The organism is Curtobacterium sp. LFS079, assembly GCF_047977865.1.
Lineage (GTDB): Bacteria > Actinomycetota > Actinomycetes > Actinomycetales > Micrococcaceae > Arthrobacter.
In genome coordinates, this window is sequence record NZ_JBFPFO010000005.1 from 50,082 (window position 1) to 63,376 (window position 13,295).

The window sequence follows — 13,295 nt, forward strand, 5'->3', positions numbered from 1 at the left end:
ACTCAGTCGGTGCTGCAGGGCGCGGCGCCTGCGGTTCCGGGAGTGTTTGGCGCCCAATGCGGGTAGCTGCGGTGGTCGTTGGCAGGGACCCAGCGGCCGGCGTCGACGACGTAATCCCAGCCGAGGCCCTCGGACTTGAGCGCCTTGATTCCGGCGATCAGACGCGTGGCGTCCTCGAGCCGGGAACCCAGGCCGAAGCTGGCGCGCAGGGAACCGGAGGGCAAGCCGAGCCGCTTGAGCAGCGGGTGGGCGCAGAATCGCCCGTCCCTCAGGCCGATGCCGTGTTCTGCGGCGAGGTACGCGGCGACCAGGCCTGCGTCGTAGCCCTCAAGGGAGAAGTTCACGACGCCGATGGTGTCGGCCGGGTCGGTGTCGCTGAAGATCTGGTGGACCGTGACACCCTCGATGTCCTTCAGGCCTTCAACCAGATGGGTCCGGATCGCGGATTCGTGGGCGTGCCACTCGTCCTGGTCCAGTTCCGCGATGACCTGGGTGGCCCGGGCCAGGGTGGCCGCGCCGAGCACATTGGGGGAACCGCCTTCGTGGCGGGCCGGTCCGGTGGCCCAGGTGACCGAGTCGAGGCGCGCTTCCCGGACGGCGCCGCCACCGGCGAGGTGCGGGGTGCCGGCGTCGAGCCAGTCGGGGCGGCCTACCAGGACTCCGGCGCCGAACGGTGCGTAGAGCTTGTGCCCGGAGAAGACCAGGTAGTCGATGTCCGCCGCGGCGATGTCGACCCGCCGGTGCGGGGCGAGCTGGGCGGCGTCGACGACAATACGTGCGCCGTACCCGTGGGCAAGGGCGGCAAGCTCCTTGACCGGCAGGATCTCACCTGTGACGTTGGAGGCTCCGGTGACAGCGAGCAGACTGACGCCGCCCTGCGCCAAGGCTTCGCGGACATTGGCCAGGGTCTCCGCCAGGGTGGGCGCGGCGACGATGCTGCGGTGCGGCACATGCTGCCAGGTGAGCAGGTTGGCGTGGTGCTCGATGTCCAGGTACAGGACTTCGCCGCCGTGCTTTCCGTCCACGACGGGCAGGCAACCGGCCAGCAGGTTCAGGGAATCGGTGGTGTTGCGGGTGAAGATCACGCTGTCGTCCGAGCGGCCGCCCACGAAATCCCGCACGATGTTGCGCGCGTTTTCGTAGACCGAGGTGCTGATCTGCGAGGCGTAGCCGGCGCCGCGGTGGACGCTTGCATAGAACGGCAGGATTTCGTTCAGGTATGCGGACACAACGGTCAGCGCCGGGGCGGATGCGCCGTAGTCCAGGTTTGCGTACCGTACGTGGCCGCCCTGGATGAGCGGGGCCTGCAGTTCGGCGCCGGTGACGGCGGCCAGCGGGCGGGCAGCGGGTGCCTGCGGGGAGTCGTTGTGACGGAGTTCAGGCGAAGTGAAAGTGGCAGTGCTCATGGAAGTCCTCATTCAAGGGAACCCTGCGTGCAGGGGATCCGCGCTTGCCGCATCCGTTCCGGACCGGCCGGGTCGTCACCCGGGGCACCCCGCCGCGATGGAGGGTTGCCGGCCAGCAAACCGGGGTTTCACGCTGGCACTCGTGACCTGTCTTTGAGACTAAGACACCATACGCGACGCGCCAAAGCCGGCCGGCTTTGTTAAGCCGATTGTTACGGAAAGCGGATTCGGGGCTGTTTGCCGAACAAAAATCGGCAGGCGTCCCGCAGCGGGGACGCCTGCCGATGAATCTTCGCCGAAGCCTGAGGGGTGCAGGCTTAGAGGAGGTCGTCGATGGACGGGTTGAGTTTCCTGAGGACCTCGGAATGCAGGATCGAGTTGCTGGCGACGGCGTTCCCTCCGAAGGGGCCGTCCGTGCCGTCGAGGGAGGTGAAGCGGCCGCCGGCTTCGGTCACGATCGGCACCAGCGCCGCCATGTCATAGAGCTCGAGCTCGGGTTCCGCGGCGATGTCCACGGCGCCTTCGGCCACGAGGCAGTAGGACCAGAAATCGCCATATGCCCGGCTGCGCCAGACCGCGTCTTCCAGATCCAGGAAGGAATCCAGTGAGCCTTGCTTCTTCCACTCCGAGATTTCCGAGTAGGACAGCGAGGCGTCGGACAGTCGCGAGACGTTGCTGACCTTGAGCCGGGTGGCCGAGGCCAGGGAGCGGCCGGTGTAGGCGCCTCCACCCTTCACTGCCCACCAGCGCCGGCCCAGGGCGGGAGCGCTGACGACGCCGACAACCACCTCGTCGCCGTCGACGAGAGCAATGAGGGTGGCCCAGACGGGAACGCCGCGGACAAAGTTCTTGGTTCCGTCAATCGGATCGATGATCCAGCGCCGGGCGCCGTGCCCCGTGCTGCCGAATTCCTCGCCCAACACCGCGTCCCGTGGACGTGAGCGGGACAGTTGGCCGCGGATGGCTTCCTCGGCGGAGCGGTCGGCATCGGTCACCGGGGTGAGGTCGGGCTTGGACTCAACCTGCAGGTCCAGGGCCTTGAATCGCTCCATGGTCAGGGCATCGACGGAATCCGCCAGCACGTGGGCAAGGCGGAGGTCGTCGTTGTAATTTGGATCGGCTTGGGTCATGGTTCCAAACTACCGGCAAAACACTGCCCGCCCGGGGACTTGTGGAGCATGCCTCGTCAGATGACGGTGCCCAGTTCCTTGGTTTCCTTGGCCTCCTGGCGCGGATCCGCGCCGAGGAGCCGCCGCAGGGAGGCAAGGCGGGCCGGGCCTGCTTCCCCGGCGGAACCGGAGGCGACCCAGTCGTCGAGGCCGCAGCGGACCGCGTTGGCATCGTGCTTGCAGCCCCGCTCGCAGGATTCGGTCCCCGGTTCGAGATCCGGGAACGCGTGCATGATCCGGTCCGGATCCACCAGCGCCAGCCCGAAGGAACGGATGCCGGGGGTGTCGATGATCCAGCTCCCGGCGGGAGCTTCGTGCAGCCTCAGGGCCAGGGCCGAGGAGGACGTGTGGCGTCCGCGGCCGGTGACGGCGTTGACGCCGCCAGTGGCGCGTTCGGCGCCGGTAAGGGCATTGACCATGGTGGACTTCCCGACGCCGGAGTGCCCCAGCATCACGGTGACTTTGCCGTCGAGGTGCTCACGCAGGTGGCTGACGGCGGCGACGTCAAGCCTGGCGGACAGTCCGTCGTCACTCCTGGCATCGATGCCGGAGGCCTCGGAGTCGGCGGTGCGGCTGATGATCACCGGGAAGTCGAGGCTCAGGTAGTTGGCCAACAGCTCCGCAGGATCCTTGACATCCGCCTTGGTGACGAGCAGCAGCGGCTCGATCCCGGCGTCGTACGCTGCCACCAGGGCGCGGTCGATGAATCCGGTGCGCGGCTCCGGATTGGCCGCGGCGACGACGATTACCAGCTGGTCGGCGTTAGCCACCACTACCCGTTCCACGGGATCGGTGTCGTCGGCACTGCGGCGCAGCACGGTTTTGCGTTCCTCGACCCGGACGAGGCGGGCGAGGGCGTCCGGTCCGCCAGAGACGTCGCCCACCAGACCGACGAAGTCGCCGGGAACCACGGGATTGCGCCGCAGCTCGCGGGCGCGGGCAGCAATGACGACGCGTTCCTCGGGGGTGTCCTCGGCGACCACGGCCGTGTAGCGGCCGCGGTCCACCGTGATGATGCGCCCGAGCACGGCGTCGTCGTGGCTTGGCCGGTCCTTGGTGCGAGGGCGGGAACCCTTCTTGTTCGGCCGGATCCGGACGTCGGATTCATCCCATGACTGTGCGGAGCGTCCCATCGTCAGTGACCGGGCTCCGTGGTTCCGGGGTCGCTTTCCTGGTCAAGCATGGCCGCCCAGATCTGCGGGAATTCCGGCATGGTCTTGGACGTGGTGGCGATGTCCTCCACGAGCACGCCTTCGACAGCGAGGCCCAGGATGGCCCCTGCGGTCGCCATTCGGTGGTCGGCGTAGCTGTGCACGACGCCGCCATGCAGCTTGGCTGGCCGGATCACCAGGCCGTCGCTGGTCTCTTCGGCGTCGCCGCCGAGGCGGTTGATCTCTGCCACAAGTGCGGCGAGCCGGTCCGTTTCGTGTCCGCGCAGGTGGGCGATGCCGCTCAGTCTGGACTGGCCGGTGGCCAATGCGCACAGTGCCGCCACGGTCGGGGCGAGTTCGCTGGTCTCGTCGAAGTCCGCGCCCTTGATTTCAGGCCCGCCCGTCACGGTGAGCGTGCCGCCCTCGAGGCTGACGGTGGCGCCCATGGTCTGCAGGATCTCCCGCCAGAGATCGCCCACCTGGGTGGTGTTGGAGGGCCAGTTGGGAATCCGGACGGTGCCCTTGGTGGCGAGGGCCGCGGCCAGGAAGGGCCCGGCATTGGAAAGATCCTGTTCGATCCGCTCGTCGAAGGCCCGGATGGCGCCGGGAGACACCACCCAGTGGTTGGGGACAGAGTCATCGACCACGACCCCCACGCCGCGCAGGACGGCGATGGTCATGTTGATGTGGTCCAGGCTCGGCACCGGTTTGCCGACGTGCTCCAGGTGCAGCCCCTCGGTGAAGCGGGCGCCGACCAGCAGCAGGGCGGAGACGAACTGCGACGAGGCGCTGGCATCGATCACCAGGTGCCCGCCACGGACCGAACCGTTGCCGTCCACCGTGAAGGGAAGCGACGACGCGGCGCCGCCGTCAGGGCCGGAAATCCCGACACCGAGTGCGGACAGTGCCGCGATGATGGTGTTCATGGGGCGCTTGCGCGCGTGCGGGTCGCCGTCGAACGCCGAGGAACCGTTGCGCAGGGCCGCGAGCGGAGGCACGAAACGCATCACGGTGCCGGCGAGCCCGCAGTCGATGGCGCAGTCGGAGGCCGGCGCCGCCGGGTCGATCGGTTCGATCAGCAGGTCCGGTCCGTAGCTGCCGTCGCCCGGCACTTCCGTCACGGTGGCGCCCAGTTGCCGCAGCGCCTCGATCATCAGGGCGGAGTCCCGGGAATGCAGGGGAGCGCGGAGCCTGGACGGTCCGTCGGCCAAGGCCGCGAGGACCAGATAGCGGTTGGTGAGGGACTTGGAACCCGGAACCGTGACCGTGGCGTCAACGGGCCCGTGCGCGAAAGGGGCGTCCCAGAGGGGTGCGGAGGTTGTGGTGGCTTCCGTGGTGCCGGTCATGCGTTCTTTATGCTCCAACTGCGTTGTCTACTGCCTTGCGGACGGCGCGGTCCGCCTTCTTCAACTGCTTGCCGCCGGCCTTGCGGGCGTCCATGGCCAGGTGCTCGGCACGCCAGGCCAGGCTCGGCTTGCCGGCGGTGTCGACGGCGGCGAGCAGCGCGCCCCCGGTGAGCGAGATGTTCTTTAACAGCTGCGCGCGGCGCTCAAGCCGGCCTTCCTTGGTGCTGATGTCCGCCGAGCGCCACTCGACGAAGGCGTTCAGCCCCGAAATGACCGCCAGCAGGCCGGCAGAGAAGCGGGGCAGCTTGCCAAGAGCGAGCAGGGCGCCCGCACCAAGTTGGGTGCCGCCGATCAGCCGGGCGATGAGTTTTTCATCGGCCGGGAATGGCAGGGAATCCGAGGCCCGGCGCAGCAGCGGGGAGAGTTGCTTGGCAGTGTCGTCCGCGTTCTTGAGCTTGTCGATCCCGGAAACTACGAAGCTTGAGGCCAGCATCGGCCGGGCGGGAAAACGGATGAGGGACATGTTTTGCCTCCTGGATGGCTTGCCGCAACGGTCAAGGGTGCAGTCGCCTCTAGTCTTGCATCTTTGCGGAATATTTGCCCGGGAGGGGCGGTTGTGAGAAGAAGGCGCGGCGGCGCGCGGGGAAGTCCGCGCGCCAGACGCCTGCGAAGCCAGTATCTAGTGGAAGGAGCCGCTTTCTTGAGCTTGGTGAAAGACCGTCAGGAAGTGCCGGCACCGGCACGGGAGCCGGAGAAAGGTGCGCGCCGGGTGACAGTAGACTTGAACGCAATGAGCACCTTGGACCCGGCCGCAGCGGCCATGTACGAAGCGGCGGAGCAGCCTCAAGCGGGCTTGCACGGCTCCGCTGAAGAGTCCGGCCCCGACGTCGTCATCGATGTCGCAAGCGAAACCCCCGAACAGCGGCGGGCCCGCTTCGAGCGGGACGCCATGCAGTACGTCGACCAGCTCTACTCGGCGGCGATGCGCATGGCGCGGAACCCTTCGGATGCGGAGGACCTCGTCCAGGAGGCCTACACTAAGGCGTTTTCGGCGTTCCACCAGTACAACCCCGGCACAAATCTCAAAGCCTGGTTGTACCGGATCCTGACGAACACTTACATCAACCTGTACCGGAAGCGGCAGCGCGAGCCGCTGCAGTCGAATTCGGACACGATTGAGGACTGGCAGCTTGCCAGGGCCGAGTCGCACACGTCCACCGGCCTGCGTTCGGCCGAGGCGGAAGCTTTGGACCATCTTCCCGATTCGGATGTAAAGCGTGCTTTGCAGGCCATCCCGGAGGAATTCCGGCTCGCGGTGTACTTCGCGGACGTTGAGGGCTTCGCCTACAAGGAAATTTCGGACATCATGAACACCCCCATCGGAACGGTCATGTCCCGGCTCCACCGCGGCCGGAAAATGCTGCGCGAACTGCTGGCAGACTATGCCGCCGAACGGGGAATCAGGGGCGCCACGGACACCCCGGCCGGGGACGCCGCCACAAGCAATAAACAGGAGAAACGGAAATGAGCTGCCAAGGACTGGGCGACTGCGACGATGCGAGGATGCAGCGCATCTATGAATACCTTGACGGTGCACTGACCCGCGATGACATCGCCGAGATCAAGCAGCACCTGCAGGAGTGCCCCGAGTGCACTGAGGAGTATGACCTCGAGTGCGTCATCCGCACGGTGGTCAAGCGCTCCTGCACCGAGTCCGCCCCGGAGAACCTCAAGAACTCCATCCTGGACCGCATCCATTCGATGAACTCGGCGGAAGTCTAGTCCCAGCCGGGCGGACTGGCCCACGCGAGGCAAACGACGGAAGAACCCCGGAAACCATCAGGTTTCCGGGGTTCTTCGTATGCTCCAACAACTCAGGTGTTGGGACGCTTGCCGTGGTTTGCGCCGCCGCGCTTACGGTCACGACGCTTACGTGCACGCTTGCTCATAGCTGGCCTCCTTCGTTTCTTGTATTCAACAAAGCTGCCCTCCAGTCTCCCACATGCGGGGCCCGGGCCGCGAACCGACAGGGCAGCGGCCTGCAGTGCAGGGGCAGGGCGTCAGGGCTGCAACCAGGGGCCCCGTCAGGGCCGCATGGAATTCCTTATGGCGATGCGCGCCTGGTCCAGGACGGTGCGCACGGTCTCCAGGGCGACGGGAGTCAGCTGTGCGGTACCTGCGTGTCTGCGAAGTTCCACCCGCATGTCGTCCCGGAAAGACTGCACCATGAGTTCCGCTTCCTTCAGCAGCCGCACGCTTTCCGCCGAATGCCGCCCCGTTGACGGACCGGTTCCCGCCGGCACTGCAGCCGCCCGGGCCGATTCGGCGCTGGCCGCAAGGTCCGCCCGCAGTCCGCGCATGTTGCTCCGGATGTCTTCCCGGAGTTCATCCGCCAGCCGTCGGACCGAAGCCGAGATGCCGGCCTCGACCTCCGCCAGTTCGGCGCGCCGGCTGTCCAGTTCGGCCAGCCCTGCCTGGGTGATCGAGTAGTTGGTGCGCCTACCGTCATTCTCGGTGGCCACCAGGCCTTCCTCCTCCAGCTTTCCGAGTCGCGGGTAGACCGTGCCGGCACTGGGGGAGTAGGTGCCGCCGAAGCGTTCGCCGAGCGCCTTGATGATTTCATAGCCGTGCTTCGGGCCGGACTCCAGCAGGGCCAGCAGGTACAGGCGGAGGGCTCCGTGGGCGAAGACGGGTGGCATCAGAGTCCGGCCTCGCCCGGTACTGAACCACCGGCGTCGGGCGTCCCTCCCTGCGCAGGGGCGCTTCCGTGGATGATGTAGGTCTTGCCGGAGACGGAGTGACTCCGTACGTGCACCGGGGGCTTGCTCGTACCGGCCGTGGCCTGGACTTTGTTTCCGGGCTGGGCGAAGAACTGGTCGTCCACCACCACGGTGCCGCTGGCCGATTTTGCCGCCACGTCCACGCCGATGCCGTGGGGCAGGCGGATGGTGAGGTCCCCGGAGACTGAATTGGCGGCGATATCACGGGTGTGGCCGTGCAGATCGAAGCTGAGGTCGCCGCTGACGGTGTTGGCGCGGATGTGCCTGAAATCTCCGGAGGCAGTCACTTCGCCGGAGACGCTCTTGGCAGTCAGGATGCCTTGGTGGTTCCGTGCGATGATCTCGCCGCTGACGGTGTTCACGTGCAGTTCGCCGCTGGTGCCGTCGGCCAACACCGAACCCGAAACGGTGTTGAGCTTGGTGACTTCCGTGGTGCCGGAGACCATTCCGTCGCCGCTGACCGTGCCGGCCTCCACGACGACGCCGGCCGGGACTGCGACGCCGATGATCACCGAGTTGCCGCTTGGGTTGTTGACGGTGTCCATGAGCCTGCGGAACCACCCCTGTGCCCCGTGGAGCTGGTGGCGGATTTCCAGCCGTCCGTCGACGACGGTGACGCTCAGTGGCTCACCGGCGATCTCCGATACTTCGATGCGGGCCGTGGCCTCGTCATGGGTGACGATGTCGAAGCGGCCCTTGACGATGCCCAGCCTTAGTGAGCGGACGCCGTCGACGTCGATGGTCTGTGGACCTGTGACGGTCCAGTTCTGTTCTGACATGACCCCTCCGGAAATTTGCGATATATCGCGTTGATGAAGACACGATATATCGCAATTGCGGCGGGAGCAATGGTTTTCCCGGAAGGGGTGCCGATCTTACTCGGGCTGGGCGATCCTCAGCCACTGGAACCAGCCCCGGTGCAACACCAGCCACGCCATCAGGCCGTAGCCTGCCTGTCCCGGAGTGCCCCCGTTCGAGGCGAGGTCGGTTCGCCACTGTTCATGGTTGAGCAGGGGCGAGAAGGTGTCGACGTAGTGGTGGTTGCGGCGGGTAGTGACATCCGAGAATGCGGCGTTGAGCTCGGCGAGCCGGCGGTTGCGTGTGGGATCCAGGCCCGGGGGAGGGCCGACCACGAACACCTCGACGTTGTTCTGGCTGGCGCCATCCAGGATGTTGGCAAGGTTGAGCCTGCTCCTGGCGGTCGAGAGGCCGAACTCGATGTCGCGGGCGGACAGCCCGATCACCAGACGGTTTTCGTGGGCATCACTGAAGCGCCGGCCGGCTTCGTCGAGCCAGCGCCCGGCGAGGCCTTCGGTGCCTTCCATGGGGCAGGGAAGCGAATAGCTCTCCACGGCGACAGCGTCCTGGGGCGTACGGGCGAGCACGCGGCCCAGCCAGCCCAGGGCCCTGGGATCGCCGAGTCCTGCGAGCAGTTCATCTCCAACAGCCGCGATGCGCAGCTTCCTGTCTTCCACTGTTACCTCTTCACCGGTTGCGGTCCATGCTGGGCGCCGGTGGCCGCGGCCACCTGGCATATCTACCCATTTAAACAGAAGTGCCCGGCTGGAGGCTTGTTACGAAGCTCCGGCCGGGCACCTTGTTGTCTACTTGCGTTCGAAGGCCTGCTTGAGCAGCGTGCTCTGCTCCGCTGTGTGGCGCTTCATGGAACCGGCAGCCGTGGAGGCCGATGCCGGGCGGGACACCAGCCGGACCTTGCGGTCCAGGGCCTGCGGCAGGTTGAGGCCGATGAACGGCCACGGGCCTTGGTTGGCGGGCTCATCCTGGGCCCAGACAACCTCAGCGTTGGGGTACTTCGCCAGCTCGGCCTCAATCTCCGCCTGCGGCAGCGGGTACAGCTGCTCGACCCGGATGATCGCCGTCGAGGTGTCACCGGACTTCTGGCGGCTGGACAGCAGGTCGTAGTACAGGCGGCCGGAGACCAGCAGCACGCGGTCCACGTTCTGCAGGGCCTCGTGTTCGCCGATGACCGGCTTGAAGCCACCCGAGGTGAAGTCCTCAACGGCGGAGGCTGCGGCCTTCAGGCGAAGCAGCTGCTTCGGCGTGAAGATGATGAGCGGCTTCCGCGGCCGGCTGTAGGCCTGGCGGCGCAGCAGGTGGAAGTGCGACGCTGCGGTGGTCGGGTTGGCGACCACCATGTTGTCCTCGGCGCACAGCTGCAGGAAGCGCTCGATGCGGGCGGAGGAGTGGTCCGGTCCCTGGCCTTCATAGCCGTGCGGCAGCATGAGCACGAGCGAAGAACGCTGGCCCCACTTCTGCTCGGCCGAGGAGATGAACTCATCGATGATGGTCTGGGCGCCGTTGACGAAGTCGCCGAACTGGGCCTCCCAGAGCACCAGGGCATCCGGGCGTTCCACGGAGTAGCCGTATTCGAAGCCCATGGCGGCGTATTCGGACAGCAGGGAGTCGTAGATCCACAGCTTGGCCTGGTCGTCGCTGAGCTGGCCGAGAGGCATCCACTCGTTGCCGTTAAGGCGGTCGTGGAAGACGGCGTGGCGCTGCACGAACGTGCCGCGGCGCGAGTCCTGGCCGGCCAGGCGGACCGGGACGCCTTCCATGATGAGCGAACCGAAGGCCGCGATTTCGCCGAAGCCCCAGTCGATACCGCCTTCGCGGGACATCTGCTCGCGCTTCTCGAGGAGCTGCTTGAGCTTGGAGTGGACCGTGAAGTCCTCCGGGATTTCCAGGTGGGCGCGGCCGATGTGCTGCAGCACCTCGGTGGAGATGGCCGTCGACGCCGGGGAGTTCGTTCCGGAGTCCGCCTGCTGTGCGATCGGGCGCTCGATGCCCGAAACGGCGGCGGAGTCGGCGGTGACGATCGGGATGGGCGACGTCTGGGCCGCGTGCGTCTCGGCGAAGACGCGTTCCAGGCGCTCCTGGTAGTCGCGGAGCAACTGCTCTGCTTCTTCCTCGGTGATGTCGCCACGGCCGATGAGGGATTCGGTGTACAGCTTGCGGACCGAACGCTTCGCCTCGATCAGGTTGTACATCAGCGGCTGGGTCATCGAGGGGTCGTCGCCCTCGTTGTGGCCACGGCGGCGGTAGCACACCATGTCGACGATGACGTCCTTGTGGAAGCGCTGGCGGAATTCGTAGGCCAGCTGGGCCACGCGGACCACGGCCTCGGGGTCGTCTCCGTTCACGTGGAACACCGGCGCCTGGATCATCTTCGCAACGTCCGTGGAGTACGTGGACGAACGCGAGGACGACGGTGCGGTGGTGAAGCCCACCTGGTTGTTCACGATGATGTGGATGGTGCCGCCGGTGCGGTAACCGCGCAGCTGGGACAGGTTCAGGGTCTCGGCAACAACACCCTGGCCGGCGAACGCGGCGTCGCCGTGGACCATGATCGGCAGGACCGGGAAGGACTCACCCTGGTCCAGGCGGTCCTGCTTGGCGCGGACGATGCCTTCGAGCACCGAGTCCACGGCCTCCAGGTGCGAGGGGTTGGCGGCCAGGTAGACCTTGGTTTCCTTGCCGTTGTCCGAGGTGAAGGTGCCCTCGGTGCCCAAGTGGTACTTGACGTCGCCGGAGCCCTGCACGGAGCGCGGGTCCTGGGTGCCTTCGAACTCACGGAACACCTGGGCATACGTCTTGCCCGCGATGTTGGTGAGTACGTTGAGGCGGCCGCGGTGGGCCATGCCGATCGCGACCTCGTCAAGGCCGTCGTCGGCAGCATCGGAAATGATGGTGTCCAGCAGCGGAATCAGGGATTCGCCGCCTTCGAGCGAGAAGCGCTTCTGGCCGACGAACTTGGTCTGCAGGAAGGTTTCGAATGCCTCGGCAGCGTTGAGCTTGGAGACGATGCGCAGCTGCTCTTCGCGGCTGGGCTTGGAGTAGGGGTGCTCCAGCTGGTCCTGGAACCACTGGCGTTCCTTGGGCTCCTGGATGTGCATGTACTCGATGCCGGTGGTGCGGCAGTAGGCGTCACGCAGCACGCCGAGGATGTCACGGAACTTCAGCATCGGCTTGCCGCCGAAGCCGCCCGTGGGCCATTCGCGGTCCAGGTCCCACAGGGTCAGGCCGTAGGTCAGGACGTCGAGGTCGGGGTGCTTGCGCTGGACGTACTCAAGCGGGTTGGTGTCGGCCATGAGGTGGCCGCGGACCCGGTAGGAATGGATCAGCTGCTGGATGCGGGCAACCTTGTTGATCTCGTCGGCGGGGTCGACCTGGAGGTCGGGGCTCCACCGGACGGGCTCGTACGGGATGCGCAGGGCCTCGAAGATTTCGTCGTAGAAGTTCTGCGCGCCCAGCAGCAGCTGGTGGACCAGCTTGAGGAATTCGCCGCTGCCCGCACCCTGGATGACACGGTGGTCGTAGGTGGAGGTCAGCGTGAGGATCTTGCTGATGGCGTTCTGGGCGATGATCTTCTCGCTGGCGCCCTGCCATTCGGCCGGGTAGTCCAGTGCGCCGACGCCGATGATCGCCGCCTGCCCCTTGGAAAGGCGCGGAACGGAGTGCACGGTGCCGATGCCGCCCGGGTTGGTCAGGGAGACGGTGGTGCCGGCGTGGTCGTCCGCCGTCAGCTTGCCGTTGCGGGCACGCTTGATGAGGTCCTCGTAGGTGTGCCAGAACTCGGCGAAGTTCATGGTCTCCGCCTTCTTGATGTTCGGGACCATCAGGAGGCGGGTGCCGTCGGGCTTGGGCATGTCGATGGCGATGCCGAAGTTGACGTGCGCGGGCTGGACCGCCACGGGCTTGCCGTCCACCTCGTCGTAGTACACGTTCATGGACGGGAACTGGGAGAGCGCACGGACCACGGCGTAACCGATGATGTGCGTGAAGGAGACCTTGCCGCCGCGGGCGCGGGCGAGGTTGGAGTTGATGACAACGCGGTTGTCGATCAGCAGTTTGGCCGGTACGGCGCGGACGCTGGTGGCCGTCGGCACTTCCAGGCTCGTCACCATGTTGGCCGCGATGGCCTTCGCCGGGCCGCGGAGGACGGAGACGACGTCTTCCTCGGGCGGGGTGGGGGCCTTGGTGCTCTTGGGCAGCTGGGCCGGAATGGGCTGGGCCTGGCCGGCGCCGGGCTTCTGCGCGCCGTCTTTGGCAACAGTGGCCGGGGCCTTCTTGGCCGGTGCTGCGGGGGCAGCCGGTGCTGCGGCAGCAGCGGGGGCTGCGGCCGGAGCCGGTGCGGCGGGGGGAGCTGCAGGCGCCGGTGCGGGCGCCGTTGCCGTGGGCGCCGGGGCCTGTGCTACGACAGGAAGTTCTCGGGTTGCGGGGTTTGCGGGGACGGCGGAGGTTCCGTTGGAAGAAGTGCCGTCAGCGGTAGTGAAGGATTCGAAGAGGGGCCACCACTTGGCGTCGACCGAATTCTTGTCCTGCTGGTACCGCTCGTACAGTTCGTCAACGAGCCACTCGTTTCCGCCAAATTCCTCTGGTAGACGGTGGCTTGGCTGCTCTGGCACTTGAAATACGCCTCTTC

Annotated in this window: 12 protein-coding genes and 1 riboswitch; of the genes, 2 read left to right on the top strand and 10 right to left on the bottom strand. The window is 66.6% G+C overall.

Annotated features, from left to right (window positions below):
• Nucleotides 1-2: 2 nt before the first annotated feature.
• From ACNQPB_RS10310 to ACNQPB_RS10330, 5 genes are all read right to left on the bottom strand, one after another.
• On the bottom strand, nt 3-1,406 hold the full coding sequence (locus ACNQPB_RS10310; RefSeq protein ID WP_498751381.1) for an aminotransferase class V-fold PLP-dependent enzyme: 1,404 nt from the start codon (nt 1,404-1,406) through the stop codon (nt 3-5).
• Between the two features lie 35 nt (nt 1,407-1,441).
• Nucleotides 1,442-1,554, bottom strand: a riboswitch (SAM riboswitch).
• 169 nt (nt 1,555-1,723) lie between these two features.
• On the bottom strand, nt 1,724-2,536 hold the full coding sequence (hisN, locus tag ACNQPB_RS10315) for a histidinol-phosphatase (RefSeq protein ID WP_498751383.1): 813 nt from the start codon (nt 2,534-2,536) through the stop codon (nt 1,724-1,726).
• Between the two features lie 56 nt (nt 2,537-2,592).
• On the bottom strand, nt 2,593-3,708 hold the full coding sequence (rsgA, locus tag ACNQPB_RS10320) for a ribosome small subunit-dependent GTPase A (protein WP_498751385.1): 1,116 nt from the start codon (nt 3,706-3,708) through the stop codon (nt 2,593-2,595).
• Nucleotides 3,709-3,710: 2 nt separating this feature from the next.
• On the bottom strand, nt 3,711-5,072 hold the full coding sequence (gene aroA / locus ACNQPB_RS10325; protein WP_498751387.1) for a 3-phosphoshikimate 1-carboxyvinyltransferase: 1,362 nt from the start codon (nt 5,070-5,072) through the stop codon (nt 3,711-3,713).
• Nucleotides 5,073-5,079: 7 nt separating this feature from the next.
• Nucleotides 5,080-5,595, bottom strand: coding sequence for a DoxX family protein (locus tag ACNQPB_RS10330; RefSeq protein ID WP_426298521.1), 516 nt, complete (start codon nt 5,593-5,595; stop codon nt 5,080-5,082).
• A 267-nt stretch (nt 5,596-5,862) separates the two neighbouring features.
• Here ACNQPB_RS10330 and ACNQPB_RS10335 point away from each other — a divergent pair, with 267 nt between their 5' ends.
• Together ACNQPB_RS10335 and rsrA are read left to right on the top strand one after the other, a co-directional pair.
• On the top strand, nt 5,863-6,600 hold the full coding sequence (locus ACNQPB_RS10335; RefSeq protein WP_498751389.1) for a sigma-70 family RNA polymerase sigma factor: 738 nt from the start codon (nt 5,863-5,865) through the stop codon (nt 6,598-6,600).
• Nucleotides 6,597-6,854 (top strand): mycothiol system anti-sigma-R factor, encoded by a 258-nt coding sequence (gene rsrA / locus ACNQPB_RS10340; protein WP_498751391.1) that lies wholly within the window; start codon nt 6,597-6,599, stop codon nt 6,852-6,854. Before ACNQPB_RS10335 ends, rsrA begins: the two co-directional genes overlap by 4 nt.
• 92 nt (nt 6,855-6,946) lie before the next feature.
• On the opposite strand, the gene ACNQPB_RS10345 is transcribed toward rsrA, so the two are convergent.
• From ACNQPB_RS10345 to ACNQPB_RS10365, 5 genes are all read right to left on the bottom strand, one after another.
• A complete protein-coding gene (locus tag ACNQPB_RS10345) occupies nt 6,947-7,021 on the bottom strand; it encodes a 50S ribosomal protein bL37 (RefSeq protein WP_369299106.1) in 75 nt (24 codons plus the stop codon).
• A 135-nt stretch (nt 7,022-7,156) separates the two neighbouring features.
• Nucleotides 7,157-7,771 (bottom strand): PadR family transcriptional regulator, encoded by a 615-nt coding sequence (locus tag ACNQPB_RS10350; RefSeq protein WP_498751393.1) that lies wholly within the window; start codon nt 7,769-7,771, stop codon nt 7,157-7,159.
• Complete coding sequence (locus ACNQPB_RS10355; protein ID WP_498751395.1) at nt 7,771-8,631, bottom strand: DUF4097 family beta strand repeat-containing protein; 861 nt, start codon at nt 8,629-8,631, stop codon at nt 7,771-7,773. Before ACNQPB_RS10355 ends, ACNQPB_RS10350 begins: the two co-directional genes overlap by 1 nt.
• Nucleotides 8,632-8,727: 96 nt before the next feature.
• Nucleotides 8,728-9,327 (bottom strand): GDSL-type esterase/lipase family protein, encoded by a 600-nt coding sequence (locus ACNQPB_RS10360; RefSeq protein ID WP_498751396.1) that lies wholly within the window; start codon nt 9,325-9,327, stop codon nt 8,728-8,730.
• A gap of 129 nt (nt 9,328-9,456) precedes the next feature.
• Entirely contained in the window at nt 9,457-13,278 is a 3,822-nt protein-coding gene (locus ACNQPB_RS10365; protein WP_498751398.1) for a multifunctional oxoglutarate decarboxylase/oxoglutarate dehydrogenase thiamine pyrophosphate-binding subunit/dihydrolipoyllysine-residue succinyltransferase subunit, read from the bottom strand.
• Nucleotides 13,279-13,295: the final 17 nt, after the last annotated feature.

Excerpts from the sequence above, each read along its gene's own strand:
- ACNQPB_RS10310 (WP_498751381.1), bottom strand. The coding sequence starts at position 1,406 with ATGAGCACTGCCACTTTCACTTCGCCTGAACTCCGTCACAACGACTCC.
- hisN (WP_498751383.1), bottom strand. The coding sequence starts at position 2,536 with ATGACCCAAGCCGATCCAAATTACAACGACGACCTCCGCCTTGCCCAC.
- rsgA (WP_498751385.1), bottom strand. The coding sequence starts at position 3,708 with ATGGGACGCTCCGCACAGTCATGGGATGAATCCGACGTCCGGATCCGG.
- aroA (WP_498751387.1), bottom strand. The coding sequence starts at position 5,072 with ATGACCGGCACCACGGAAGCCACCACAACCTCCGCACCCCTCTGGGAC.
- ACNQPB_RS10330 (WP_426298521.1), bottom strand. The coding sequence starts at position 5,595 with ATGTCCCTCATCCGTTTTCCCGCCCGGCCGATGCTGGCCTCAAGCTTC.
- ACNQPB_RS10335 (WP_498751389.1), top strand. The coding sequence starts at position 5,863 with ATGAGCACCTTGGACCCGGCCGCAGCGGCCATGTACGAAGCGGCGGAG.
- rsrA (WP_498751391.1), top strand. The coding sequence starts at position 6,597 with ATGAGCTGCCAAGGACTGGGCGACTGCGACGATGCGAGGATGCAGCGC.
- ACNQPB_RS10350 (WP_498751393.1), bottom strand. The coding sequence starts at position 7,771 with ATGCCACCCGTCTTCGCCCACGGAGCCCTCCGCCTGTACCTGCTGGCC.
- ACNQPB_RS10355 (WP_498751395.1), bottom strand. The coding sequence starts at position 8,631 with ATGTCAGAACAGAACTGGACCGTCACAGGTCCACAGACCATCGACGTC.